The sequence below is a fragment of the Cutibacterium nasicola genome, from assembly GCF_051303185.1.
GTDB lineage: Bacteria > Actinomycetota > Actinomycetes > Propionibacteriales > Propionibacteriaceae > Cutibacterium.
This window is the reverse complement of record NZ_JBPPGE010000006.1, coordinates 1-26,684: the sequence shown is the minus strand read 5'-3', so window position 1 is coordinate 26,684 and position 26,684 is coordinate 1. Positions and strand designations below refer to the sequence as shown.

23 protein-coding genes and 1 pseudogene are annotated in these 26,684 nt (G+C 63.8%); 3 read left to right on the top strand and 21 right to left on the bottom strand.

The genetic code is table 11. The features are described 5' to 3' along the window. Window positions 1–16: 16 nt before the first annotated feature. The 3 genes from ACSJJT_RS10295 to ACSJJT_RS10285 form a co-directional block, all read right to left on the bottom strand. The gene (locus ACSJJT_RS10295; RefSeq protein WP_435918307.1) at window positions 17–427 is read right to left on the bottom strand and encodes a hypothetical protein; all 411 of its coding nucleotides are present in this window, start codon (window positions 425–427) and stop codon (window positions 17–19) included. Between the two features lie 229 nt (window positions 428–656). Beyond that, complete coding sequence (locus ACSJJT_RS10290) at window positions 657–2,366, bottom strand: formate--tetrahydrofolate ligase (RefSeq protein ID WP_435918194.1); 1,710 nt, start codon at window positions 2,364–2,366, stop codon at window positions 657–659. Window positions 2,367–2,410: 44 nt separating this feature from the next. Further along, window positions 2,411–3,847, bottom strand: a complete 1,437-nt coding sequence (locus ACSJJT_RS10285) for an APC family permease (protein ID WP_435918193.1) — start codon at window positions 3,845–3,847, stop codon at window positions 2,411–2,413. A 345-nt stretch (window positions 3,848–4,192) separates the two neighbouring features. On the opposite strand from ACSJJT_RS10285, the gene ACSJJT_RS10280 reads away from it, so the two are divergent. Further along, the gene (locus ACSJJT_RS10280; protein WP_435918192.1) at window positions 4,193–5,536 is read left to right on the top strand and encodes an MFS transporter; all 1,344 of its coding nucleotides are present in this window, start codon (window positions 4,193–4,195) and stop codon (window positions 5,534–5,536) included. A 2-nt stretch (window positions 5,537–5,538) separates the two neighbouring features. Here ACSJJT_RS10280 and ACSJJT_RS10275 read toward each other — a convergent pair whose 3' ends face one another. From ACSJJT_RS10275 to ACSJJT_RS10225, 11 genes are all read right to left on the bottom strand, one after another. Beyond that, window positions 5,539–8,310 carry an AfsR/SARP family transcriptional regulator gene (locus tag ACSJJT_RS10275; RefSeq protein ID WP_435918191.1) on the bottom strand — a complete coding sequence of 924 codons (2,772 nt, stop codon included), beginning with the start codon at window positions 8,308–8,310 and terminating at the stop codon, window positions 5,539–5,541. Then, entirely contained in the window at window positions 8,307–8,744 is a 438-nt protein-coding gene (locus ACSJJT_RS10270; protein WP_435918190.1) for a TadE/TadG family type IV pilus assembly protein, read from the bottom strand. Before ACSJJT_RS10270 ends, ACSJJT_RS10275 begins: the two co-directional genes overlap by 4 nt. Next, on the bottom strand, window positions 8,741–9,049 hold the full coding sequence (locus ACSJJT_RS10265; protein WP_435918189.1) for a TadE/TadG family type IV pilus assembly protein: 309 nt from the start codon (window positions 9,047–9,049) through the stop codon (window positions 8,741–8,743). The genes ACSJJT_RS10270 and ACSJJT_RS10265 overlap by 4 nt, the downstream gene beginning before the upstream one ends. A gap of 65 nt (window positions 9,050–9,114) precedes the next feature. Next, entirely contained in the window at window positions 9,115–9,327 is a 213-nt protein-coding gene (locus tag ACSJJT_RS10260) for a hypothetical protein (protein ID WP_435918306.1), read from the bottom strand. A 69-nt stretch (window positions 9,328–9,396) separates the two neighbouring features. Further along, the gene (locus tag ACSJJT_RS10255; RefSeq protein WP_435918188.1) at window positions 9,397–10,299 is read right to left on the bottom strand and encodes a type II secretion system F family protein; all 903 of its coding nucleotides are present in this window, start codon (window positions 10,297–10,299) and stop codon (window positions 9,397–9,399) included. Next, complete coding sequence (locus ACSJJT_RS10250) at window positions 10,292–11,167, bottom strand: type II secretion system F family protein (protein WP_435918187.1); 876 nt, start codon at window positions 11,165–11,167, stop codon at window positions 10,292–10,294. The genes ACSJJT_RS10255 and ACSJJT_RS10250 overlap by 8 nt, the downstream gene beginning before the upstream one ends. Then, window positions 11,158–12,354: a TadA family conjugal transfer-associated ATPase gene (locus tag ACSJJT_RS10245; RefSeq protein WP_435918305.1), complete on the bottom strand. Its 1,197-nt coding sequence runs from the start codon at window positions 12,352–12,354 to the stop codon at window positions 11,158–11,160. Before ACSJJT_RS10245 ends, ACSJJT_RS10250 begins: the two co-directional genes overlap by 10 nt. Before the next feature lie 284 nt (window positions 12,355–12,638). After that, complete coding sequence (locus ACSJJT_RS10240; protein WP_435918304.1) at window positions 12,639–13,457, bottom strand: hypothetical protein; 819 nt, start codon at window positions 13,455–13,457, stop codon at window positions 12,639–12,641. Then, window positions 13,457–13,930 carry an SAF domain-containing protein gene (locus ACSJJT_RS10235; RefSeq protein ID WP_462981576.1) on the bottom strand — a complete coding sequence of 158 codons (474 nt, stop codon included), beginning with the start codon at window positions 13,928–13,930 and terminating at the stop codon, window positions 13,457–13,459. Before ACSJJT_RS10235 ends, ACSJJT_RS10240 begins: the two co-directional genes overlap by 1 nt. A gap of 469 nt (window positions 13,931–14,399) precedes the next feature. Beyond that, window positions 14,400–15,059 carry a hypothetical protein gene (locus ACSJJT_RS10230; RefSeq protein ID WP_435918302.1) on the bottom strand — a complete coding sequence of 220 codons (660 nt, stop codon included), beginning with the start codon at window positions 15,057–15,059 and terminating at the stop codon, window positions 14,400–14,402. A 20-nt stretch (window positions 15,060–15,079) separates the two neighbouring features. After that, window positions 15,080–15,652 carry a GNAT family N-acetyltransferase gene (locus ACSJJT_RS10225; RefSeq protein WP_435918186.1) on the bottom strand — a complete coding sequence of 191 codons (573 nt, stop codon included), beginning with the start codon at window positions 15,650–15,652 and terminating at the stop codon, window positions 15,080–15,082. A gap of 50 nt (window positions 15,653–15,702) precedes the next feature. On the opposite strand from ACSJJT_RS10225, the pseudogene ACSJJT_RS10220 reads away from it, so the two are divergent. Continuing rightward, a pseudogene (locus ACSJJT_RS10220) lies at window positions 15,703–16,419 on the top strand (patatin-like phospholipase family protein). A gap of 3 nt (window positions 16,420–16,422) precedes the next feature. Here ACSJJT_RS10220 and hisC read toward each other — a convergent pair. The 7 genes from hisC to ACSJJT_RS10185 form a co-directional block, all read right to left on the bottom strand. Further along, on the bottom strand, window positions 16,423–17,481 hold the full coding sequence (gene hisC / locus ACSJJT_RS10215; protein WP_435918185.1) for a histidinol-phosphate transaminase: 1,059 nt from the start codon (window positions 17,479–17,481) through the stop codon (window positions 16,423–16,425). Between the two features lie 258 nt (window positions 17,482–17,739). Continuing rightward, complete coding sequence (locus ACSJJT_RS10210) at window positions 17,740–18,492, bottom strand: amino acid ABC transporter ATP-binding protein (RefSeq protein ID WP_435918184.1); 753 nt, start codon at window positions 18,490–18,492, stop codon at window positions 17,740–17,742. Then, window positions 18,489–19,952 (bottom strand): amino acid ABC transporter substrate-binding protein/permease, encoded by a 1,464-nt coding sequence (locus ACSJJT_RS10205; protein WP_435918183.1) that lies wholly within the window; start codon window positions 19,950–19,952, stop codon window positions 18,489–18,491. The genes ACSJJT_RS10210 and ACSJJT_RS10205 overlap by 4 nt, the downstream gene beginning before the upstream one ends. A 156-nt stretch (window positions 19,953–20,108) precedes the next feature. Further along, the gene (locus tag ACSJJT_RS10200; RefSeq protein ID WP_435918182.1) at window positions 20,109–21,458 is read right to left on the bottom strand and encodes a GntP family transporter; all 1,350 of its coding nucleotides are present in this window, start codon (window positions 21,456–21,458) and stop codon (window positions 20,109–20,111) included. Between the two features lies 1 nt (window position 21,459). After that, a complete protein-coding gene (locus ACSJJT_RS10195; RefSeq protein ID WP_435918181.1) occupies window positions 21,460–22,341 on the bottom strand; it encodes an NAD(P)-dependent oxidoreductase in 882 nt (293 codons plus the stop codon). Window positions 22,342–22,385: 44 nt separating this feature from the next. Next, window positions 22,386–23,819, bottom strand: coding sequence for a four-carbon acid sugar kinase family protein (locus ACSJJT_RS10190; protein ID WP_435918180.1), 1,434 nt, complete (start codon window positions 23,817–23,819; stop codon window positions 22,386–22,388). A 96-nt stretch (window positions 23,820–23,915) separates the two neighbouring features. Then, window positions 23,916–24,617, bottom strand: a complete 702-nt coding sequence (locus tag ACSJJT_RS10185; protein WP_435918179.1) for a FadR/GntR family transcriptional regulator — start codon at window positions 24,615–24,617, stop codon at window positions 23,916–23,918. 403 nt (window positions 24,618–25,020) lie between these two features. On the opposite strand from ACSJJT_RS10185, the gene ACSJJT_RS10180 reads away from it, so the two are divergent. Next, window positions 25,021–26,664, top strand: coding sequence for an IS1634 family transposase (locus ACSJJT_RS10180; protein WP_435917672.1), 1,644 nt, complete (start codon window positions 25,021–25,023; stop codon window positions 26,662–26,664). Window positions 26,665–26,684 lie beyond the last annotated feature (20 nt).

Here is a 26,684-nt window from a genome sequence, read left to right as displayed (position 1 = left end):
CGCCCACCAGAGTGGCTCAATCGGCCAGCAGCCAGCCCAGAAACTCCTTGAGATCGCCCGTCTCACCGTCACGTCCGCCACGACCAATGTGCATTGGCGGTAAGGAAGGCTCCAGCGTGACCCCACGCATCTGCTCCATGAGGCCACCCGGGACGACGAGCTGGTAGTACTCACCGTTCTCGCCGATGGCCAGGGAGTGCTTGGCGTTGAGGTACCAGCCTCGTTTGTCCGTGCGCGCCTCATGGCCATCCATGAGTTGGGCGCGCAGCGGCTCGGGTGTCATGCCCTTGGCCCGAGCGGCGGCGAGGAAGTCGTCAATGAGCCGTTGAGCCTGGGCAGCCTCCTGTCGGCGAGCCCCCTCCTCGAGTTCGATGCGAAGTCGGGCGTCCTCGGCGCGTTTGCTGCTCACAGATTGAGGGTACGGCACCTCGGAGTTGGCGCAGACCTTGGGCGGCGTGAACGCGACACGCGAATGACCGAGCGGTGGTCTGATGTCATCGCCATGTCCTGACGGCTGGGACACACACCGCACCATCAATGGGAGCCATGTCCGATGACCGGCGGTCCTGTTCGCCGAGGGACGTCGTCTTTGTCGGCACGAGGGGACAAAGGTCGGGGCCGCGGAGTTCGTCGGCAGCCCCGATGATCAAGATCGATCAGAACAGTCCGACGGTCTCGCCGTTGTCGTCGATGTCGATGCGCTCGGCGGCTGGGTGACGACCCAGGCCCGGCATGGTCCGCATGTCACCACAGATCGCGTAGATGTACCCGGCGCCCACGGCGGCCCTCACCTCGCGGACGGGCAGCCGCCACCCGGTCGGGGCTCCCTTGAGGCAGGGGTCGTGGGACAAGGACAAATGAGTCTTGGCGATGACGACCGGGAAATTGCCGTAGCCAAGATCCTCGAGGTGAGCGAGCTCCTTGGCAGCAGCCGGGGCGGCGTCGACTCCGTCAGCCCCGTAGACCTTGGTGGCCACCTTGGTGAGCTTGTCGACCAGGGAGTCCTTGAGGTCGTAGGTGTAGCGGAAATCGGTGTTCTGGTCGCACGCCGCGACGACCGCGCGCGCCAGATCGACGGCACCGTCGCCACCGTCGATGACATGGGTCGAGGCGGCGAAGTGAGCACCGGCAACCTCTGCCACTTTGCGGATGGCATCGATCTCGTCGGGATGGTCACTCGGAAAGACATTGAGAGCCACCACCGGGGAGACACCGAAGTCGCGGACGATCTCAATGTGCTTGCGTAGGTTGGCGGCACCGGCCAGGACGTCATCAGGATTGTCCTCGAGCATGGCCGGGGGCAGCGGCTTTCCCGGAACGACCTGGTGGCGACCGGCGTGGGTCTTGAGCGCACGCACGGTGACGACGAGTACGGCGGCGTCGGGACGCATGCCGCCCACGCGACACTTGACGTTGAAGAATCGTTCGGCACCCATGTCGGCGCCGAATCCGGCCTCCGTCAGCAGGTAGTCGCCGCAACCGATGCCGACGCGGTCGGCGATGACCGACGAGTTGCCCGTGGCAATGTTGCCGAAAGGGCCTGCATGGACGAGTACCGGGCTGTTCTCGGTGGTCTGCAACAGGTTCGGCTTGATGGCGTCCTTGAGGATGACAGCCATCGATCCTGCGGCATGCAGGTCCTCGGCGGTAACCGGCTCCTTGGAACGGTTGTACCCGATGACGATACGGCCCAGCCGAGCGCGCAAGTCCGACAACGACGTGGCCAGTGCCAGGATGACGCCCACCTCGCTGGCAGCGGTGATGTCGAATCCGCTCTGACGGGGGACTCCGTCAATCCGTGACCCGAGGCCGACGATGGTGTTGCGCAGGGCCCGATCGTTGATGTCGACGACGCGACGCCATGAGATGGAGTGAGGCTCGATGTCGAGCTCGTTGCCGTGGTGCAGATGGTTGTCGATCATGGCGGCCAGCAGGTTGTGGGCCGCGCCGATGGCATGAAAGTCACCGGTCAGGTGCAGGTTAAGTTTTTCCATCGGCAGCACTTGGGAATACCCAGCCCCGGCGGCACCACCCTTGATGCCGAAGGTCGGGCCCATGGAGGGTTGGCGTAGAGCGAGCACGCTACGCTTTCCGATCTTCTCCAAGCCCTGCGCCAGACCGACGGCTGTGGTCGTCTTGCCTTCACCAAGGGGTGTGGGGGTGATGGCCGTGACGACGACGTATTTGCCACGCGAACGGTCTCTGTTGTGCTCGATGACATCGAGATCAACCTTGGCGACGTCACGCCCGTAGGGCTCGAGGTACTTTTCCTCAATGCCGGCCCGAGCCGCCACCTTTTCAATGGGGTCAAGGTGGGCCTCACGAGCAATTTCCAGATCCGACTTCATTGTCATGTCTCCCATCATGGCGTGTTGTCAGGCCCTTTGCACACCTTTGAGAACAGGCGTCGTCAGCTCTTGACCGTGGTCTCTTCCACATTACCCAGGTTTTCATTGAGGTCATCAGCGTAGGAACCGAGCAAGTTGCCGAGGGCTTCGTCCTCGCTCATGGGCCTGGCCAGCTGCCACAGGATGACACCGATGACGGCCCAGACGAGCAGGACCAGGTACTCACCCGGCCACACCAGTGAGCTGTTCGTTCCCGGCCAGATCGCCATGACGACCGTGACGAGGGCGCCGACAGCTCCCACCCAGGGCAACCATCCGGCATGGTAGCTGGAACGCAGGTGGGGGTACTTCTTCGGCAGGGCGGACAAGGTGATGACGACAATGATCCACACCAGTCCGAGGTATATGCCGCCGGTGTCGAGGAACCACAGCATGGCGCCCGGGCCGAGGGCTCCCAGCAGCAAGGTCATGACTGTGGTGAGCAGGATGGCCCTGCGCGGGACCCCGCTCCTCTCGTCGACGGCGGCGAGGCCCTCCGGAAGGAGCCTGGCCCTTGCCATCGCGACGACGATGCGGGAGACCGCCATGAACAGGCCGAGGAAGCTCGTCAGCAGGCCGCAAATGGCAATGACCCAGGCTCCCCAACCGAGGATCGGGAATCCGGCAACGGTGTAGGCGTCAATGGTGCCAAGGTTCATCTTGGCGACGTCCTGCCAAGGAACGATCCAGGCCGAAGAGGCCAGCACCAAGCAGTAGAACAGGGTGGCCGTCAGAACGGTGAGGACGGTGATGCGACCGATCCTGCGGGCGGGGATGTCGGCGTCCTCGGCCAGCGCTGCCACCAGCCCGAAGCCCGCCATGTAGGTCATACCGGGCACGACGAAGCGGAGGGTGTCACCGACAGCGTCGGCATCGGCACGGTAGGGCGGGATGAAGTTGCTCGGGCTTCCGAAGACCAGTGCCGTGACGACCAGCACCAGTCCGATGACGACCATGGCCACGAACAGGATGGTCTGGATCTGACCGGAAAGGCTCACTCCGAACCAGTTCATCGCCGCGATGATGAGAGTCAGGACGACGCCGATCATCAACACAGTCAAGTCGACTGATTCCCCATTCACTGAATACAGCGGCACGGATCCCAAATTCGGCCAAATCTTTTCCAAGAGATATCCGAAAGCCGTCACGTAAAAGGCGGTGGACGAAAGATAAGCGCCGATGAGGAGCCAACCCGTGACAAAGGATGCCCCTCTCCCGAGGCCGACGTAACAGTAGACGACCTCGCCTCCAGCTCGAGGAAACAGCGTTGTCAACTCGCTGTAAGCCAGAGCCATACAAGCTGCAAGCAAACCTCCGAGGAGCATGCCGAAAATCATGCCGCCAGCGCCATACCTGTCAAAGAATTTCGAGTTTGTGTAAATCCAACTCGAGCCGATCAATCCGGCTACCCCGAGCGCGAGGAGCTGGAAGAATCCTAGGCCCTTCTTGAGTTCAGCCACGGTATCTCCTTCATTGTCAGCCCAACACCGCATTGCATTGCACGGCATCAATTAGGATACGTGAACGACATTGTTGCAGACAGAACGACAGAGGCATCCGTGGGGCGGTTGCGCATGCGGTGAACACGGCGTCGATCCAACACCGACCGATACGAGTGGTTGGAATCTGGCTGACCTTCCCAGGTCCACACCCTGTCTTCGGTGAACTCCTCATGCAGCGACGTTCTTGGGCCCCTTTCGGCTGTCCCACACCAGTCATGCTCGCGCACACAGCGACGGATCCGTTCAGCATCTCCTTCCCACGACCCTCTAGTATCGAGGCAGGCCGGCCCTGAAGGAGACCATGTGTTCTGGCAGAACCTGTGCCACCTGTGGCGACGCCACGACTTCCGAAAGATCCTCGGAGTCCGCGTAGCCACACAGGCGGCCGATGGCACCCTGCAGGTAGGGATGGCCTCCTACGTGCTGCTTTCTCCCGAGCAGCAGCCTGACGCGTGGTCGATCGCGATGGTGCTGGCCATCACCTTGTTGCCGTTCAGCATCATCGGGCCCTTCATCTCTGTCGTTCTCGACCGTTGGTCACGTCAGCGAATCCTCGTCTACACCGACGGCCTGCGCTGCCTCATCGCGATTGGGCTGGGGATCTTGGTCTGGGACGGTGCACGTGACCGACCTTCTCATCTGGTCTTGCTCATCGGGTTGCTCATCGCGATGAGCCTCAACCGCTTCCTTCTCACGGCGTTGGTGGCGGGGCTGGAGTACACCATTGACAAACGCGACTACCTGACGGCGTCCTCGATCATGCCGACGATTGGTCCTCTGGGACTCATGATCGGTGCCGTCGTCGCTGCTGCCGTTCGCATGATTGCCGGACGCTACATGCCGGTTCACCACGCCGACACGATCATCTTCTGCATCTCGGCGGTCCTCTTCGCGATGTCAGTGGCACTCGGGCTGCAGTTCTCGCGCCGAGAGCTCGGGCCACCACTGGTGCACCGCTCCCGGACGATGCGTGCTGTTGCCGGGGAGGTCGTTGACGGCTTCCGGTATCTGGGAAGGGCGCCCCTGGTGGGTCATTCCCTCACTCTCATCGGCGCCCAGCGCGCACTGTTCGGCGTGTACTCGGTGGCAATGATCCTGGGTTACCGCAACCGCTTCCACGTGCAGTCCGACATCAACGGCGCCATGGCTGACATGACGATCTGGGCGGTGGCCATGGGTGCCGGCTTCGTGCTGTCGGCCGGATTCATGCCGATGCTGGTGCACAGGCTGGGCATGAGGAAGGCCCTCATCAGCCTGTTGGTCGGCACCGCCGTCATTCAGGCGTTCCCGGGAGCCGTCCCGAACCGCTGGGGTCTGCTGGTCGCCGGCTTTCTCATCGGCTTGTTTGCCCAGTCCCTCAAGGCCGGGGTCGACACCATCTGCCAGGCCCACATCTCTGATGGTTACAAGGGCCGGGTCTTCATCGCCTACGACATGGTCTACAACGCGTTGTTCGTGGGTGGCTCGGCCCTGGCGGCGCTCGTGCTGCCGGTGCACGGACTGTCGGGACCGCACATGATTGGTCTGGCACTGGCGTACCTGATGGTGGCCGGAGTCTTCACCCTGGCCACCCGCGCGCACGGTGACGATGTCTTCGACAAGGGCAGCGCCATGGGAGGTCTTCCCACGGGCAGTTCTCAGGACTGAACTCACACCACCCGGGCTCGAACGTGGCCTTCCATCGCTTCCTGCAGGACTGAGATCGTCTCCTCCGACAAATCGACGCCAAGGCGACGAGCCTGGCGCGACAGCACGTAGACCAACCGTTCAACCTCGCCACGGTCGTCGAGTTCGTCAGCGAGTTTGATGCGCGCCACCAACAGCACCTCGTCCTCAGGGCAGGCGACGGTGGCACGTGCCAAGGCTCGAGATGCCAGCTCGAAGTCGCGAGTCTCCGTGGCTCTACGAGCCACCTCCACCCCGATGTCACGGATCATCTGAATCATGTCGATGCGCCATTCCTCGGCCCAGTGCCACTGCCCGGGAGCGGCGTCAGCCAACGGAGCCCCACGAACGAGATCCAGGGCCGAGAGGAGGTTGGCCAGCGGAGCGGTCGAGACCCCTCCTGCAACAAGCAGTTCAAGCCGTTCCCAGTCGCTACTGACGACATCTGCCAGACGCAGGGAACCGTCATACCCTTCGGGCAGATAGGCCCTACCGTCATCGTCGGTGCCCAGCCATCGCCGCAGTCGGGAGACATTGGAGCGTCGGGTCGGCTCGGCGACCATGAGGGCGTCAGCCATCTGCACCGACCGTGCGCCCGGATGGCACAGCAACCAGGCACAATACTCGAGACACTGCCGACGGGCCTTGGTCGGCGGATTTCCGCGAGCTCCTACGAGGTCGACCGGGCCAAGGAGGCGCAGGACGGGAGAGGGCACTTCGCCGACGGGTACGGGCAACTGGGCGACATCGCTCAGTGCAGTGGGCGTGAGCACGTGTTCCTCCTCGACGGTCGTATGGGCATCACTGGGCGGTAGTACAACGCAGGTCTCGGCAACCATCGGCGGAGGACTGGACGTCCCCTCCCCTCGCCGTGGCCCCCACCAGGGGGCAGGCTCGGTATCAGTTCGAGCGGTGGTCTCGAGCAGCTCGACGACGGCACGGCGCATCGGTGCGGTGACGATCTGGGGTGTGAAAGCCTGACCGTCCAGCTCGGCATGGTCGGGGTCGGTGACGACGACCGTCCGACCACATGCACTCGGCATGACGACGACGATTCCCGCCTCGACCACAGACGACGAGGTAGGAAGGTCGAGTGGCCGAGAGGACAACACGACCCTGCTGATCGATGGGTGATGACCGCTGGACCGGTCAGGCAGGCCTGCCAGCCCCCTGACGACTTCATCGGCGCCAGCACATTGCACATCGTCACTGCCGGTCCGTGACAACCACGCGAGGTCGTCACCGACGGCGACGATGTCGATTCCGCCGGACCACGGCGCCGCGACCAGGGACAGGCCGATCGATGCCACCATCGCGGAGGCCAACTCGGCGGTGGCGTCAATCCCCAGGAGACCGTCGATGTCGGCAAGATCGATCAGGACCGGGGTGTGCGGGTCAGTGGTTCCCAGCACGACGGTCGTGGGAGTCAGCGTGTCGGCGCACACGGGCTCGGTGGCCATGGCGTCGCTGCCCCGCACTGGTGCGTCATCCACCTGATCTGCCGCGGCGTCAAGTATTCTCCTGGCGCGACGCGGTGGTCCTGACACGGTGGGAATCCGCCGTCCCATCGGGCGGGTGAAGAGCTGCTGTTGACGGCGGGCAGTGACCGTCCCGGCGACCCCTCCGGCCAAGAACAGGCTCAGGCCCGCCAGCCCGGTACGGAGGATCTCGGCAGGGTCCTGGCCGACCCCGGCGGAGACCATCTTTGTCTCGGGTTGAGCAGATGGGGCATCTGTTGCAGGCGCATCCGGCGGCAGTGCGCTCTGGGGCATCTCTGCATCGGGTGTCTCGCCGTCGTGGTCGGGGAAGGTTTTCTGCGGCTCTACGATGGCAGCTTCGTCCATGTCGGGCGCTGACGTCGTCGTGGCCTGCTGAGGCTGCGGGCCCGGCACCACAAGTTTCCAGCCCGGCTCGATGTGGTCGGGATCTGTGATGACTTCCCCATTGAGATGCCACAGAGTCGGCCAGGCTGCGGCATCACCGAGCCAGGTCCGTGCGAGCTCGCTGAGGGTGTCCCCCTCCTGGACAGTGATCGTTCGGACGCCATGGTCTCCAGCTGACGGGGTGAGCCGATCGAGCTCGTCAGCATCGAGAGGACGGCCAGCGCCAGTATGACCGCTGGGGACGGTCATGGTGACCCCGGGAAGAGCGAGTTCCTGACCGACGGCCAGGTGGTCGACGTCGATCCCGGGATTGGCGGCTGCGATACGTCGCCACGAGGTGCCGTCCCCGTACCAGGTTTCGGCTATCGTCCACAGGTCTTCATGGGCACCGATGGTGACAGTCATGACCTCCTCGTCAGGGGCGGACTCACCCTCAGCCCTCGCCTGCACCGCATCTACAGGCTGCGGCGCCGCGGCAGCCGTCGCCACGATCGGCACCGGAGTGGGCGGAACAGCCGAGCGTGTCAGAGGGGACAGGACTGTCAGACTCGCCACGAGCAGTCCGGCGGCGATGCCCTGAACTGTGCCCAGTCCCGGAAGCTTGATGTGGCGACGCTGACTGGTCACCAACCCAACAACCTCCGCAACCACACAGACCGTGAAGACCACCCATGCCAGCCAACCGACGACGGTCGCAATCACCAGCAGGATCGTCCCGTCGTCAGGGGTGATCCAGCTTGACGGACGCAGCATGGTGGTGGCGTCAAGGCGTCCCCATGCCACCAGGGCGGCCGGGGAACCGAGGACCAGGATGACGAGGGCCACGAAGGCCGCAAGACCGCGCACTCTGGCGCGGAGGGATGTGTTCTTCATGCGTGTCGCTCCCGATGGCTGTCGACGGTGGAATGTGCCCTCGACTCGACGTGGAGGGCTCCCGGCATTCCTGGGACGAGAAGGTCAGCGAGCCTGACGGTGCACCTCACCCGGGCCGAGATGAGTCCCGTGGACCCCACTGGCACGGCCAAGGCCGATGAATCGATGGTGATGGCAGGGTCGCTGCACCTCGTACCGGCGAGCTCTACCATGGCGACTCGCTGGCCCACCGCATGACCTTCGCCGACCGTCGAGGCGACCGATCCAGCGCGTGCGGCTACCTCGGCAGCCGACTGGGCATCGGCTCGCACCTCGGACAGCCGCCAACCCCCTGTCGCCACTGCGGCGATCATGAGAAGGCTGGGAAGAATGAGCGCAGCCTCGACGGCAAGTGCACCGCGCTGATGTCCCCGACACTGAGCATGTCGAATCATGTCCCCTCCTCGACGGCGACGGCGTGGCCATTGACAGGGACGACAGCTCCGAACAGCGTCGCTGCCTTGCCCTCGACGTCAACACGTACCAAGGAGTCAGTGGTTGACACCCGTACCCTGACATCGGCCAATTTGGAGGCCTGGGCCACGTCACGAGCAGCAGCTTCGGCATCACCACCATGGGAGCCACGCAAGGCTTGCACCCGGACTGCTGCCCGGGCTGCCTCGGTGGCTGTGGCCCGAGCCTGCAGCACGACCGAGGTCTGCACGACCCCGACCACCACGAGCAGGACCACAGGCCACACCAGCGACCATTGAAGGGATTCGGAAACCCCGCGCTCCCGGGTTCGTCGGTCCGCCTGTCTCGACCTCACTTCGGCAGGTTCGAGGTCACATATCCCTTGATCACGGTTACCACCACCGTTGCGATGGACACAGCACCCACCAAGAGAATGGCGTTCTCGGTTGATTGGCTGAGTCCCCTCTCGTCGTGCTTCTCGACGACCGGCGGGATGCCGGCCATCATCGGCAGGACGACGGACGCGACGGTATTGACATGTTTCATGGCGACCTCCTTGGTCATTCGCACCGGTCTCTCCGGTGACGTCACGAACCCTGTTGTGGGGCAGGGTGTTGAGGGTGCAGGGCGTGGTCATGACGCCACCCCAGCCATGATCAGAAGCGGTGGAGTGATGAGCACCAGGCCCAGGACGAGAACTGGGATGACCATCCAGATCGTCAAGGATTCGGAGGTCGTCTGGGCCTCGACCTTCTCCCGGTTGAGATGGGCGTCCCTCATGTCATTGACGCGTGCTCGCAGAGTTTCGGCCAGCGAGGCCCCTTGATCGTCGAGCCGAAGTACCTCAACGAGCTCAGCCAGCTCCGGGAGCCCCAGTTCCTCGGACAGAGTCTCCAGGCCAGCCCAGGGCGACTGTTGTTCCAATCGGGAACGCTCCAGCGTGGTGCGGATCCGGGCCAGGACCGGGTGATCACTCATCTGTGCAGCCTCGACGAGGGCTCGAGGTGCCGACTGATTTGCCAGCCTCGCCAATGTGACGAGGTCAATGTAGACCAGTACCGCTTCGGCAGCATCCTGGCGGACCGCTCTGGAGCGTGACCTGATCCGGGTGTCAGGAATGAACCATCCAAGAATGGCAAGCACAACCGCCAGTCCGACAGGAGTCACCGGGAGGGCGTCACCCCATATCGCTGTCACGACTCGGGCGAGGACGGGCATCGTCATTCCGCCCACCGCCATGACAGCCTTCTCGGCGACCAAGTCACCGGGAGTCCGGCCCTGCAGCGCGAGGGTTCGACGAGACTTCTCACTGATGAGACGTGGCCACCGTGCCGCAGCGCGTGCTCCCCATCTCTCCAGCCGTCCATCCTCGGAGGCTGGACCGGCGACGGCGTCCTGCCGGATAGGCGCGGACAACCCTGCCAGAGCGTCAGACAGCCTCAGAGGAGCACCACGTCTTCCCGCCATGACGACGATGGGAGCGGATGCCAGCAGTGCTCCACAGATCGCGGCAAGGACCTGGGTGGATTCAGTCATGGTCGGCCTCCCGTCTCAGCAGGATCCGGGCGCGCCGTCGAGGCCTGCTGCGTCGCGACAGGGCGATGAGTCCGACGAGGTACAACCCGGCGTAGCAGCACAGCAGCAGCTGGCCGACACCAGTGCGATAAGGAGCCACATATTCCCGTCCCAGGACGAATGCGCCAGCCAGCACGACGGCGATGATGACGCTGACCTGGCGGACGACGACTCGTGGCTTGGCTCGCTCAGCCCGGATTTCTCGAGCTGCACGAATCCGTTCCTGGAGGGATGCGGCCAGCGCATCAAGGGTGGTGGTGGCTCCCGTTCCCCCTCGCTCGGCTGCCATCATGATCGCGCCAATGACCTGGTCGGCGTCCGCGCTGTCGAGGTCGTCAGCAAGGCCTTGGAGGGCAGTTCGGGTGTCCCATCGCGAATCCAGCCGCGCCACCATGCGAGTGAGCGGTTCCACAAGCACTTCCGGGGCCTGACGACGCGTCGCTCGGATGGCGTCGATGACAGACTTGCCCGTCGACGCGGAACCGCTGACCAGACGCACCCACCGTTCCAAGGCGCGCATGACATCGAGGTCATGCCGTGGCGGGTCGACCAACAAGGCAGGGACGACGACAGCCAGAACCGGCACGATGACGATCAACACCGCCCAGCCCGTCACCAGGTACCCGAGGGCGCCGATCCCCAGACCAGTGAGTCCGTGGACGCGGCTGCGGCGGGGCAATCGGGAAAACCACTTGTCCACCGTTGTCCACAGGCTTGTGGATTGACCTGTGGACAACTGATGGATTGGGGCTGCCCCGATGACGACCAGAGTCAGTCCTCCGACCAGCAGAACCCCCAGCAACGCGGCGACTGGTGTACTCATGCCCATCTCGTCACCTCGGGCTCGTAGTGGGCGAGTTCAGCAACGAGGGCCGGGTCGGGGTGGAAGAGCCCAGGACTCGTGGGAGTCGGTGCGGCGTAGGTGAGATGAGTGATGGGACGACCGTTCTCCAACGCACCGGTCAATTGCCGTATTTCCGTGACGTGACGACTCCGGGTTCCTCCTCGCCAGGTGTCGTCGACCAAGGTGACGTGGACGAGGAAGGTGATGTTGTGGGCGATCTGGCGGTACGCCTCTTCGATCGTCATGACCCCGCCCATGGCGACTCGTCCAGCCAAACGATCCATGGTCGAGGTCGCGGAATGGGAGTGGGTGGTGCTCATGGTTCCGGCCCCAGCCTGCATCGCCTCGAACATGGCGGCTGCCTCGACACCGCGAACCTCGCCGACGACGAGGCGTGACAGATTCTGACGTAGCGCCTCCGGGATGAGATCAGCAACCGTGAATTCACCGAGGGAGCGACCATCCACCTTCTCCCCGAGCCCGACGGTGGCCTGTAGGGCGACCATGTTGTCGCGATCCGGGTTGAGGTGGGTCAGCAACTCATAGTCGGTTTCGAGGGTTCCGAACCGCTCAGTGGGCGGGATCGTGTCGACAAGGGCACGCAACAGGGTCGTCTTGCCAGCTCCCTGGTCTCCCGCAATGACGATGGATCGTCGGGCCAGCACGGCCGCGCGCAACAACATTCCGACGTGGTTGGGCATCATTCCGGTGGCGACGAGGTCATCGATCGTCACCCTCGTCAGGGTGTGGTGACGGATGACGACCGAGGGCCGGTAGGACAGCCCGAACCCGATGGCGTGCAGACGATATTCCGAGCCGAGAGCCACCGTCATCGTCGGATGGGCGTCGTCAAAGGGCCGCGGCGGGTTGGCGGACTCTCCCAGGAAGCGGATCGCCTCCACGAGTTCGTCATCGCTGTCGGCGACCGGTGGGCCCGATTCACGTCGTCCGTCTCCGTACTGGATGAAGACCCGATCACAGCCGTTGATCTCAATGTTCTCGGCATCAGTGATCTGAAAGAGGGGCTGCAGCCGCCCGAACCCGAAGATCGCGTCCATGACGGCGTTGATATAGGCCTCCTTGGTGCGCGTACTCCACAACGCCTGGCCTTCGACTGTGAGCTTCTCGGCGTGGGATTCGACCACCTGGCGCACAATCGACCGACCGAGCATCCTCACGTCATCGCCGCTGAGATCGATTCCGTTGCGCTCACGATGCGATGCTCGTTCCGAGGAGATGCGCTCCGACGCCGTGCGACGCAGGACGACAACTGTGCGCCAGTCAACGTCAGTCGTCTCGAGTCGTCTTGGCGTGGGGCGAGGAGCCGTTGCTGGAGAAGGCGTCACGGACGGCGACATCCGTGACAACAGACCAGCAAGGTCTTCCCGGCTCTCGATGGTGGCTACCGGGGTGTCATCGGCGTACCGGCATACCGCCGAAGAGGTCTCATCAATCGTCATGACGCCGCCCCCACGGCCAACGAGGTCATGGGCTGTGGCCCGTTGATGGTCTCGTTGGAGCGACGAAGTTTGAGTTCCATCGTCTCGGCGAGGGCCCGCAGACTCGAGGCGTACCGTCCACGACTCCACCTCTTCCCCGCCGGGTCGCCATCGGACAGGACAGCCGCAGCCTGAGGATCCCGAGCCACCTCTCCCAACACCGGCAGGCCAAATTGATGTCCGATCTCGTGCGAGCTGTACGGATGCCCAGAGCCCACGACAGCAAGTCCCACCGTTGCGGTGGTGGTTGAGGAGATCGCCTCAATCTCCTTCGATCGCATGGACAGCCCGGCAAGCTGTCGCAGACGCGATCCCGTCACGATTCCGATGAGTGAGGAGCGAGAAATGAGGCTCTCGGACAAGGCTTGTGGACCGATTCGACCACCGTCGACAATAACGTCGACCCCGGCCTGACCGAGATCGGTCATGGCGCTGACAAGACCTGGCCAGGCAGCACCCATGAGAGACGCCTGCCCAAGATGCCCGTAACCGCTGATGAGCCCGACCATCCTATTCTCGTCATCGTGGGGAAGCGGGATGCTTTCCTCCCACATGGCCTGGACCGGATCGGCACCGTCACGACAAGCAGCGGCCAATCCGATCAGCCCAGGGCGCGGCGAGACACGTCCTGCCAGGAATCCTGATTCGATGGCGTGGCCTGGGCACGGGTCAGCGTCAATGAGAATGACGTCGCGTGGCCAGCTCAATGCCAGACCCAGGGCGGTCGTCGTCAGACCAGGGGCTCCTCCAGAGCTGGTGAGAAGCAGGATCGCCATCATCGTCCCCTCTCAACCAGGGCGATGCGGTCCAGTGAGGCCAGGTCAGCGAGCCGGGCCGCACTGCCGGAATCCACCTCGACGTCGACCAGCCAGCCCCCGTGATCGCTGGTACCTTTCGGGGCTGCCACGACGACGGCGTCAAATTTCGAGAGCTGTAAGACGGTCTCGGGCTCCTTGTCAGAGCTGGTTTCCACCAAGATCACCTGAGCTCCGGCGGGAAGGGAGACGGTGGGTAGACGTCCAGCAGCGAGCTTGAGACCAACCCGAGCGCGCCCCGATGCCACCCGAAGCTCGCCGACCGAGTGGGAGCCGAGCAGTTGGCCGGCAGAAAGATCGACGAGAGCATGATGGCCAACAATCTCGTCGAGCTGAGATGCCGGGATGGTCGTCACCGCCCGATCGACGGCCACAGATGTCAGACCGATATCCGTATTGCGGACGATCTCGCCCTGCCCCACTGCTCGCGTCATGACGAGAACCTGATCTGTATGGGCTGCACTGTGCCAGGCGAATGCTCCGCCCAGGCCGCCCAGGCAGGCGCAGAGTACCCCGATGGCGATGAGACGGGGCGAGCGACGAAGCCGAGGTGCCGGCGTCGCCATGTGTGCAGGAGTCGTCGCAGACATGGCCGTGAAGCTATGTGCGCGCCTCGGCTGCTCTCAAGAGACTCACAGCACATCTGTGAACAACAGTTTCATGGGTGTTTCAGATCACACCGCTCACGATCGTCATCCACAGTTTGGCACCGCAGTTGTGGACACTCCTGTGGACAACAACATCTCGGACTCTGCCCTGGCGCCCCTGTCGGGATGGTCATGAGTGAATGGCGTATCACACCACAGACCGTCGCCACCCGTCAGAAGGTGGCCTATGAACATGGCGATTGTGCCATTCAGACACGCCGCATTGATACGGGGGCGAGCTCCCAACTCCTCATGGCTACGCCAAATGCACCTGACCGGTGAGGGTCCACCCCAACCCCGGGTCCACCGCCCCTGCCGAATCGCACACCACGACCTTGGCCGTCACATCGAGTTGCTCTGCTGTCTCATAGGGGTAATTCGCCCCCACCATGAATGACTCTCCAGGTCCCAACACATATGGCGGCCGAGCATTTCCGGGAGCAAAAGGAGTCGTCACCACCTTGTGCATGGCATCGGCCGCTGGCGCCGGCACCGACACCAAGGGCTGACGCCAACTCCAGTCCGGGTAACGCGCAGTGATCGTCACAGTTCCCAGCCCCAGGTTGATCGGTGCGGTGGAGAGATTCGTGATGATGTAACGAACCAGCACAATCGGCGATCCCTTGCGCACCACCGGCGTACCGTCATCCGGATCAACCATGACGGAATCCTTGGGAGCCTTCACGATGGCGGCCTGCTCGACCTCGATGCGGATGCGGTCGTCGCCAAAGCTCCCCAGTTTCGTGCCCGATCGCGTCACCGTGACAGCCCAGGACGGATGAGCATCAGTCCCGACGGTCGGCGAACTCGCCGAGGATGTCGGAGTGGGTTGCGGATCCGTCAAAGGTTTGAGGGTGCTGCATCCACAGATGAGGACACAGAGGAGCAGGGCACATACCACCACGCTGCGGCGCATCTGCTCACCCCCCACCTCATTCAACTCGTCCAGTCGGCGCGCAACAAGGCCATCGTCACCGAATCCCACCGACGTCCTTGCCACGACCGTGCTTGCGGAATCCTGCCACATTCTCGGTATCCCACAGCATTGGCACAGTGAATCATTCTGTCATTGCCACTCCAGGTCGTCAGAGTCACCACCAGCGCATCCGTCGTCGCGAAGGTCTCCTCAGTCCACAATCGCAACGCTCGACGACCCATCCCTCGTCCCCACAGATCAGGTCGGAACAACACGATTCCGAGCTCCCACCAGCCGTCTCCAGCTGGTGGGAGCTCGAACCGGGAGACGAATCCAGCGCGGTTCCCGTCCACCGTCACCACGGCTCGGTGGCCAGTCATGAGGCCCGAGCGCCATTCCTCGGCGAATTCCTCCAAAGTACGGTCATCGTCAGCCCCGAAATACGGCCCGTCCCACTGTTTCCACTGCGGATCGACAACCTCGACATCCCAGTGCCACAGCCACTCCAGGTCCGCCTCCACGAGTGGCCGGACATCAACCTCTCCGACCCGCTCAGGGTCGCCACCACGAGGAACATCGGTTGGAGGAATCACTCCCCCATTCTGCCCGCCAATCCCAACCCGCAGCGTGGCAGGCTGGACGCATGACCACTCCCATGGAACGCACAGCTCTGGTCCTCGAGGGGGTGGGATGCGCTCCTCGTACACCAGCGCCGTCATCGTCAGACTCTTGGACATGGGCTGGGAATTCCCACACGTGTCCGGCATCTCGGCTGGGGCAACACACACCCGTCAACTACATCTCTCGCGACCATTGGCGTACCCGGCAATGCTTCACCGACTTCGCCGACCCCCGATTCGGCAATCTCGGCACCTGGATCATCGGGCGCGGATTCTTCCACGCCGAATACATCTATCAGCGCACCGGTAGGCCCAACCAGGCACTCCCCTTCGACTTCCAGACCTTCTCCGAACCCACCCAGCAATCTCGTATTGACGCCACCCGTACCGACAACGGCCAGCAGACATGGTTCACCGGCGACGAGATGACCACCATGGACGACCTCATGGTGCGGGTACGGGCCTGCTCGACGATGCCTGGTTTCATGCCCCCAATGACCATTGACGGCGTCGAGTACGTCGACGGAGCCATCGGTGACGCGAGTGGCATCCCCATCGACGCCGCCCGGGAGATGCTGCGCGACCTCGAGGCCGATGGCAAGGCCTACGTCTTCTACCCGCGCGTCATGCCCGTCACCAACAAGGAGAAGGACGTCACAAGACTGCGTCAGGCCTATGCCCTCGGAATGGCGCAGGTCAACGCCGAGCTTCCGAAATGGCAGGACTTCCTGGGGGTCTGAAACTCAGCCCTTGGCCACAACAGCCAGCGCCTCGATCGCCCGGTCGTTCTCCGCAGGCAACCCCATCGACAAGCGGATCCCCTCGCTACTCCAGCACCGAGCATAGACGCCCTGGGAAGCCAACGCCTCGTCAACCCGATCGGTGTCGTCCCCTGTTGCCAGCCACAGGAAGTTCGCGTGGGAGGGGCTGACCTGCCACCCCTGCCCGACCAGCGCATCAAAGACCCTGGTGCGCTCGGCGATGATCTGTTGGACCCTCTCGTTGAGCTCGTCCTCGACGGCCAGCGACGCGACTGCAGCCTGCTGAGCCAGGGAGGTCACCGTGAATGGGGTGGCGACACGACGCAGGTCGTCACTGATCTCGGGGGTGGAGATCGCGAAACCAATACGTAGACCCGCCAAACCATAAGCCTTGGAAAAGGTCCGCAGCACGACGACGTTCGGGTGGTGGTCGAGAAGGCTGAGCCCGTCTACGGCGCCTTCCTCCTTGTTGAAGTGGCAGTAGGCCTCATCCATGACGACGACGACCTCCTCGGGCACTTTGGTCAGGAACTCCTCCACCTCGTTGGTGTGCAGGACCGTCCCGGTCGGGTTGTTGGGGGTGCACAGGAAGATGAGTCGGGTGAGGTCGGTGATCGCAGCAGCCATCGCGTCGAGGTCGTGACGCAGATCCTTCGTCAACGGCACCGGAACAGGGGTGGCCCCGGCGACTTGGGTCAAGATTGGGTAGGCCTCGAAGGAGCGCCACGGAAAGATGATCTCGTCGCCAGCACCGCACACGGCATGCATGAGTTGGCTGGCGACCTCGGTCGACCCAGCCCCGACGGCCACCTGGCGCATGTCGACGCCGACATGCTCAGCGATGACCGAGCGCACTTCCTCAGCACTCATCAACGGGTAACGGTTGAACCCGACGAGCATCCGGGTGACGGCCTCGACGACACTCGGCAACGGCCCGAACGGGTTCTCGTTGGACGACAGTTTGACGGTCCCCTCACCGGGAGCGGCCCCCTGCTTGTACAGCGGCAGTCCTCGAACAACATCCCGCCGACTCTGGCTCACGTCGTCCTCCCATCGTCGCTTCGGGAACTCTTTCACACCCTGACTTCCGAGCTGACGCTGTTTCGTCTGGCGGCACCCGGCATGGTGGTGGAGAACGGGTTTGTGATCGGTCCCCCTGCCACCGTGAATAGTAGCTCCGACCGTCAGCAACCGAATTACCACACGCGATCCCAGGCACCCTCTCACCAGCCACCAACGCCCCCAGACACGGACGTGGCGACGCTGGGGAGCGTCGCCACGTCAGATCTCAGAGGTGTCTCACAGCACCTTCGACAGGAAGTTCTTCGTCCTCTCGTGCTGAGGGTTGGAGAGCACCTCGACCGGATCTCCCTCCTCCACGAGGTATCCGTCAGACATGAACATCAGTTTGTCGGCGACCTCGCGAGCGAATCCCATCTCGTGGGTGACGACGGCCATCGTCATGCCGCCCTCGGCGAGGTCCCTCATGACGTCGAGCACCTCACCGACCATCTCGGGATCGAGGGCCGAGGTCGGCTCGTCGAAGAGCATGACGTCGGGATCCATAGCCAGGGCACGGGCGATCGCAACACGCTGCTTCTGACCACCTGACAGCTGTGAGGGACGGACGTCGGCCTTGTCGGCCATGTGCACCCGCTCCAGCATCTGACGGGCACGCTCGGCAGCCTCCTTCCTGTTGGCTTTCTTGAGCTGCACCGGAGCCAGCATGATGTTCTCGGCAACGGTCATGTTCGGGAACAGGTTGAAGTGCTGGAAGACCATTCCCACCTTCTGGCGCACCTTGTTGATGTCGGTGTCCTTGGCAGTGAGGTCCTGGCCCTCCACCTTGACGGTGCCGCTCGTCACCTCCTCCAGCAGGTTAAGGCAGCGCAGGAACGTTGACTTTCCGGACCCGGAAGGGCCGATGATGGACAACACCTCACCCTTGGTGATGGTGGCCGAGATGCCCTTGAGCACCTCCATCTCCCCGAAGGACTTGTGCAGGTCGATGACCTCGATCATGGGGCCGTCAAAGGAAGTTGCGGTGGTCACTTGTTCACCTTTCTGTCGACGAAGTTCGACAGCTTCGTCAGGGCGAAGATGACGATGAAGTAGATGATGCCGACCATCAGCCAGATATCGAAGGACCGGAAGTTCCGTGCGATGATCTGCTGGCCCTGATAGGTCAGCTCGGCGAATCCGATGACAGCCAGCAGCGAGGTGTCCTTGAGGCTGATGACGAACTGGTTGATGACAGCCGGGGTGCTGATCTTGACCGCCTGCGGAACGATGACCTTGCGCATCGACTGCATCCAGTTCAGGCCCAGGGATCGGGACGCCTCCATCTGCCCGGGATCAACGGACTGGATGCCGCCGCGAACGATTTCAGTCATGTAGGCACCGGCGTTGAGGGACAGGGTCAGGACGCCGGCCGTCAGTACGCCGATCTTGATCCCGGTCACCGTGGGCAGACCAAAGTAGAAGAAGAAGGCCTGGACCAGCAGCGGTGTCCCTCGGAAGACGTCGACGTAGATGGCCGCGATGACCTTGAGGATCCCGATACCGGACACCTTGCAGAACCCGAAGATGACGCCGAGCATCGCTGCGAACAGCAAGCTCAGCGCAGTGGCAGCCAGGGTCATTCCCAGACCCTTCATGAGCGCAGGGAAGCTGCTCACGAAGAGCTGCCAGAAGGACTGGTCGGCCTCAGCGTCGGGGGCCTTGAGGTACTTGTCGACCATTTTGTCGTAGGTGCCGTCGGCCCTGACGTCTGCCAAGCCCTTGTTGAAGGCATTCATGAGGGCCACATTGGTGCCCTTGAGGACCGCGAAACCATAGGACCCGCCAGCCACCTTGGGCGTGACGGTCTTGAAGCCATTGCCCTGGGCAATGCCGTAGGCCAGTACCGGGTAGTCGTCGAAGACGGCGACCGCGTTACCGGTCTGCACCTCGGAGTACATGGTGTCCGCCTTGTCCAAGGCCTTGACGGTGAATCCGTACTTCGTCGCGATGGACTTGGCATACATCAAGCCCTCGGCGCCAGTCTTGGCGACCACCGTCTTGCCCTTGAGGTCCTCGTACCCGGAGATGTCCGAATCCTTCTTGACGGCCATCTGCACGCCGGACTGAAAATACGGATCAGAGAAGTCGAAAACCTTCGTGCGCTCGTCGCTGATCGACATTCCGGCGATCACGGCGTCGGCCTGTTTCGCCTGGACGGCCTGGAGCGCAGCGTCGAAGCCGATCGCCTTGATGTCAACCTTGAATCCCTCACGGTTCGCGATCTCGCGGATGAGATCCATGTCGATACCGACCATCTCACCGGAGGAGTCACGGTACTCAAACGGTGCGAAGGTGGTGTCAGTGGCAATGATGAAGGTCTTGCCCTTGACCGACGAGGAGTCGTCGGCATGTGCCTGGGTCATTCCGGAACCCATGAGGGTCACCAGGCCCACGAAGGCAGCCATGATGAGACCCATGAGTCGTCTGACCCGCTGTGACACGTGAATCATGCGGTTTCTCCCAACTTGACGCCGCTGTGGCGCCACGGCGGGAATCGTAGTGATATCGGGGGCCTTCCCGCATTCGTGCCACAAGGCGCACCCGCCCGGGAAAACCCGAGCGGGTGTGCCTTCGCCCATTCCGACGGCGGCCTTACAGCACCCTGATCAGGAGACCAGCGCGAACACTCCCCACGTCAGCAGGAAGCCTGTCAGGCTGAAGATCGTCGACAGGACTGTCCAGGTGCGCAGGCCGTCCTTGACGCTGAGCCCAAGGTACTTCGTGACGATCCAGAAGCCAGAGTCGTTGATGTGCGACAGGCCGAGGCCACCGAAGCCAATCGCGAGCGTTACGAGCGCCACCTGGGTGCTGCTGTAGCCGACGTCGGCGATTGGCTGCGCCATCAGACCAGCGGCGGTGAGGATCGCGACGGTGGCCGAGCCCTGCGAAGCGCGCAGCGCGGCGGCGATCAGGAAGCCAGCGAGGATGACCGGCATGTGGAGGCCGATGAGCACTTCGGAGAATGCTTTGCCGATACCCGACGTGACCAGCACGTTCGCGAACACTCCGCCCGCGCCGGTGACGAACACAATTACTGCCACGTCCGGTAATGCCGAGTCGAGCACCAACCCTCGCTTCGCCAGCCCCCACCGCTGCTGATGGCCGACGACGAGGTAGGCCACGATCACTGCTGTGAGGAGTGCGAGCGGGGCGGCACCGATGACTGCCGCGAGTTTCTGCGGCATCGAGCCTTTGGCGAGCATCATGTTGCCCACAGTGCCGATCATGATTTGCACGATCGGCAGCAGGATGAGCGCGACGACGGTCCCGGCCCCCAGCGGCTGGCGAGTTCCGCCGTCGACAGGCTCCGCCTGCTTGGTGGCCGGCGACTCCCCGAGCGTGACGCTCTCGAGCTTGAACAGCTTTGCGGCTATGAAACCGATCACCGTGGTCACAGCGGCAATCGGCAGGCCGATGAGCAGTGACATGCCGTTGTCGGCACCCGTGATACCCGCAGCAGCAACCGGGCCCGGATGCGGAGGCAGGGCGACGTGCACCGTCAGCATTGCACCTGCCACGGGGAGGCCGATGCGCAGGGGATTGATCTTGGCTGCGCGAGCGAAGCCGAAGATGATCGGAGCAAGGATGATGAACCCCACATCGAAGAACACGGGAATGCCGAGGACGAATGCGGCCGCAGTCACGGAGGCGACGACGCGCTTCGGCCCCAGCGCGGCCGAGAAGCGCTGCGCGAGTGAGTCGGCACCGCCGGCCGTCTCGATCAGGCGCCCCAACATCGCGCCGAGACCGACGACGATCATCACGCTGGACAGTGTGTTGCCCATGCCCGTGGTCATCGTCGGGATGATGTCGAGCAATGGAATACCCGCTGCCAACGCGGTACCGAATGACACGAGCAGCATGGCAACGAATGCTGGCATCTTGACTTCGATAACCAGCAACAACAGCAGCACGATGGCACCGAGTGCGATGCCGAGCAGCGCTCCGGCTCCCATGTCAGCCCCGCTTTGGGGTGACGACGTCGATGATCGACGAATCGTCGCGCGCAGCCTGACCGTTCGCGTAGCCGAGCAGGTAAAGTTGTTCGGCTGCGGCCGCGACGGGAACGGCCATGCCCACCGACTTGGCGGTGGCCGTCACGATCCCCATGTCCTTCACGAAGATGTCTTCGCGTGACTTCACCTCAGCCTCCTCGCCGCGATAGCGTTGAATGGCGCGGGGACCGCGGTCGCCCAGCATGAAAGACGCGGCAGCGCCGGACATGAGCGCTTCAAGGGCCTTCTCTTGGTCCAGGCCAAGTTGGCCCGCGAGCGCCAGCGCCTCGCCTGCGGCGGCGATATGGACGCCGCAGAGGAGCTGGTTGACCGTCTTCATGGCCTGCCCCTTGCCGGGCGTTTCACCGACGAGCACCAGGTTGGAGGCCATGGCCTCGAGCACAGGAAGGGCGTGGGCATACACGTCGGGGTACGCTCCGACGACGACCAGCAGGTCACCCTTGCCCGCGCGGACGGGGCCTCCTGAGACGGGCGCGTCGACGAGGCCGATGCCGTCGTCCGCAAGCCGTTGCGCGACCTGCTCGACAGCAGCAATACCGACGGTGGAGGTGAGGATGATCGCGCTGCCCTTCGGCAACATCTCGACGATGCCCGCGCCGCCGTAGAGGAGCTCTTCGAGCTGGGCCTGATTGCGCACTGCGACAAGGGCGACGTCCGCGTCGGCGCAGGCCTCTCGCGCGCTGGCGCGGCAGGTGACCCCCTGTTCGGCTGCGAGCTGGGCGCGCTCGTCGGCGATGTCGAAGCCCGTCACGGTGAATGACTGAGTAAGCCAGGTGGCCATGGGCAGTCCCATGGCACCCAGGCCGAGAACGGCGATGTTCATGGTTAAATCCTTTCGGTTGGAGGGGAACAGCGATGGTGGTGGGATCAAGCTTGGGTGAGTTTCACGACGACTTCGGCCAGCGAATTGGCCTGCCCAACGTTGCCAGCGAACACGACGAACGGAATGCCGGCTGCGGGGCCGTCCTGGGCGGACCAGAGCGACACGATGCCCGGCAGCATCGGACCGACGACGTTAGCCCGCCGGAAGCCGAGCCCGTGCGTCGCCACGTCGGATGAGGTGATGCCACCCTTGGCGACGACGAACCGCGGCAACGTCTTCGCCAGCACCTGCTGCACCACCTCGACGACGGCCTCCGAGACTCTCCGAGCGATGTCGAGCGACGCCTGCCTGTCGGGGCCCGTGACGAGGGCGCGGGAAGTGCGGACGACCACATTCCCTTCGGCGAGGTGCTTTGCCGCGCGGGCAGCGACATCACGAACATGCTCATCCCGACGGCCCTCACCGACGATCTGCGCCACCTCGATTTCGAGCTCGAACGGCTGTTGCGTCTCGCGGAGAAGGTTGAGCTGGTGAGTGGTGAGATCCACGTGACTCCCAACGACGATCAGTCCGCCCGGCGTAACGTCACGACCGCTGCGGGAGGCGCGGATCTCGTCGACGCTCACGGGCTCCTTGACAGCCTGTCCGATGCGGCCGCGGAGAAACGGCGGACCTACGCGATACACGAAGTGTGAGCCAGCGGACTCTGCCGCGATGAGGGCGAGCGCCAGAGCGCGCAGGTCGTTCTCTTCCACAATGTCCACGACGATCGGCTGCCGGTTCGTCGCCGAGCGCAACAACGCGATGGCGCCCTCATGGTCGGCGCGGAGCGTGGCGAGATCGAGCACCAGCACGTCGGCGGCGGGGACGGCGCCGTCGGTCTTCTCCTCCACCCAGCGAGGCAGGTGCGACGAGGAGTAGCCGAACGTCGCGTCGCGCGCGAACTGCGTCTCGCCGACGGGTGAGAACCCCTCGGCCACGGATCCGGCGTAGTGGGTACCGCGTACCGTGATTCGGCCCGCGTCACCGAAGGCAGGGACGATGACCACGCCGTCGACGGGGCGCGCTCCATGCCGAGCTAGCTCGTCGGCGATGGTGTCGGGCTCCAACGGGAAGTGCCCGCGCAGCGTGGAGTCCGAGCGCGAGACAAAAGCGACGGGGTGCCCTTGACTGGCCTCGATCGCGGCGGCTACGACCTCCCTGTTGACGCGCGCTGCGTCGTCGGGGGCCAGCGACCGCGAGTTGGTCATGACGTAGACGGCGGGTTTCCCGCTCGAGAAGGCCCAGCGGAAGTCCTCGACCTCCCAGTGCGTGAGCACCGGAAGATCGGCGACGGACTGCGTGCCGGTGGGGTCGTCGTCGAGGACGACGTAGGTGGTGGTGTCGTTCGCTCTCGTACGCGCCTCGACGACGTCCGCTGCCGTCAGCTCACGCGCTGGGGGCATCCCGTCCAAGAGTTCGGCCAACAGGAAAGCCATGCTCTCACTCCTTTGTGCTCAGACCTCTGAGGTCTTTGCTTGATGGTAGACACACCGAAGAATGTTGCGCAAGGGATCGTCGGAGATTTGGCCGGCTCAGTGGTCCGAGGCAAACTTCGCGATGTCGTCGCGCGTCTGCGTCATGTGTGCCCGCATGGCGTTCTTGGCTGCCTCCGCGTCCCTGACCTTGATCGCCCGGAGGATGTCGCGGTGGTGGCGCGTCGCGCGCTCCCGCACCTCAACCTGCGCCGAGGTGACCCGACGGGAACGCTGGAGGGCATCGGTCAGCGAGTGCATGACGGGGGCGAGGAAGGGATTGCCTGTCGCGCGGAGAATGCACTCGTGGAAGTCGAGGTCGAGGCGGACGACCTCTTCGATGTCTTCCCTGGCGGCAGCCCGATCATAGTCTGCGAGGCATGTTCGCAGGGCGTCGAGGTCCTCGTCTGTACGGTGCTGCGCAGCAAGTCCGCAGGCGCCAACCTCGATCATCCGCCGCACCTCCGTGAGCTGACGGCCGAGTTCCCGGGGTGAGGTGGTGCGGGCGACGACGTTGATAAACGTGGGCAGGTCGCGCCACTCGCGCTGCTCGGTGACGTAGGTGCCACGGCCGTGCACGACGTTGAGGATGCCACGGTCGGTGAGCGCACGGACCGCTTCTCGCATCGTCGGGCGCGAGACACCAAGGAGATTCGCAAGGTCCTGTTCCGACGGCAACGCCTCGCCGGGCGCAAACGTGCCGTCGACGATGTGGTCCAAGATCGCGTCGATGGCCTCGTCGGCAAGGGGTCGTCGGGCCATACTCTCCTCCGTCCTCCCGGCATGACCAAGTATGGCCAGCCGGTGTGTAGGGACGAGTCTAGTGGTGGAGGCCCTTTCCTCACCTGATCGGAGGGAGGCAGCCGCCCACAGCATCGCTTGGTGCAGGATGCCGCCAAGGTGGCTGTCGCGCGTGAAGGTCGCCCCGTCGCAGTCGAGCGTGACCGTCGGCTACCTCGGGGCGGCGATCGCGGGCACGGCCGGTCAAGTCCCTCGTAGTGGTGTAGCGGTGTGTTCTTTCGCTTAGGTGGGGCGGGCAGTAAGCCTGACTTGATGCAGTTTTTCGGGGTTCGGTCGGGTGTGTTGGTCTGGCTAGGGGTTTCGTGTTCGATCGTGGCTGTTTTGGGGCACTAAGACGGTCCTGGGGGCCCGTATTGTGGGGGTCATGACCTATGTCCGGACGGTCCGCACGGGTTCGGGTGCGGTGGCGGTCCAGATCGCTGAGAAGCGACGGGGCAGGCGCATCATCGTGGAGTATGTGGGCTCGGCTCACAGTGACGAGGAACTGGCGGTACTCAAGACCACTGCCTGGGCCAGGATCGAGCAGTTGAGCGGCCAGGAGCCCTTGGACCTGGGCGTGGAGATCCCGGTTGCGGTCGAGGAGTCGTTCACCGAGCCCGTGGTCCAGGACAGGTTGACCGGTGAGGACTCTGGACGCCATGAGAGTTCAGCGCTTGCCAGGCCTGCGCAGGTCGTCTCGACGGCCTCGGACCTGTTGTGGTCTGTGCTGGACAGGGCCTATCGCCGCCTGGGATTCGACGCGGTTGCCGATCAGGTGTTCGAGCAGGTCGTTGTGGCCCGGATCGTCGAACCCACCTCGAAACTGGCTGTCGGGCGGGTCCTGACCGGTTTGGGTCAGGACCTGCCGCATCACACCACGATCTACCGGCACCTGGCTCGTGCCCAGGACCGCGACTACCGTGCCGTGATCACTGATGCCTGCCACCGGTACTCGGCCGGTGGCGGGGAGGTGACTCTGGTGCTCTATGACGTGACCACCCTGTACTTCGAGGCTGAGAACGAGGACAGTCTGCGCAAGGTCGGCTATTCGAAGGAACGCCGGGTTGATCCCCAGATCGTGGTCGGGCTCCTCGTGGACCGCTGGGGCTTTCCCCTCCAGATTGGCTGTTTTCCCGGCAACAAGGCCGAGACCACGACCCTGATCCCGATTGTTGAGGCCTACCGGTCGGCCCACGAGATCGCCGACATGGTGGTGGTCGCAGACGCCGGCATGCTGTCGGCCTCCAATCTGGAGGCCCTGGACGGTGCGGGTCTGCGGTTCATCGTGGGATCCCGGTCGGTAAAGGCCCCCAGCGACCTGGCCGGCCATTTCCACTGGAACGGCACGGCCTTCGATGACGGGCAGATCATCGACACGATCACACCCCGCACAGTGAGGAGGAAGACCTGCCACCCTCGCAGCAGACGGGCCGAGCCGGTCTGGGATCCAGCCGGGTCCACCGATAGCTGGCGGGCGGTCTGGCAGTACTCCCGCAAACGGGCCGTGCGGGACTCGGCCACATTGACGGCTCAGGAGAACCGCGCCAAAGCCGTGGTCGACGGTGACAGACCGGCCCGCAAGCCACGGTTCGTCAGCGCATCGGCGAACGGCTTGTCCTTGGATCACAAGGCGATCGACCGGGCCCGCCAACTGGTCGGGTTGAAGGGATACGTGACCAATATTCCAGTATCGGTGATGACTCCGGTCCAGGTGATCGGGGCCTACCACGACCTCTGGCACGTCGAGGACTCCTTCCGCATGGCCAAGTCCGACCTGCGGGCCCGGCCCATCTTCCACCGGCTCTCTGACTCCATCGAGGCCCACCTGACCACGGCATTCGCCGCCCTGGCAGTCTCGCGTTACCTACGACAGGTCACCGGCCTGTCGGTCAAACGGATCGTCCATACCCTCGCCCCACTACGCTCAGCGACCCTGGAGATCAACGGCTCGCTTCACACCATCAAGCCCCAGACCACACCCGAGGCCCGCGCCATCATCAACGCGATCGAGTCCGATGCGGGGCACTAAGCCAATGCAACAAGTCAGGT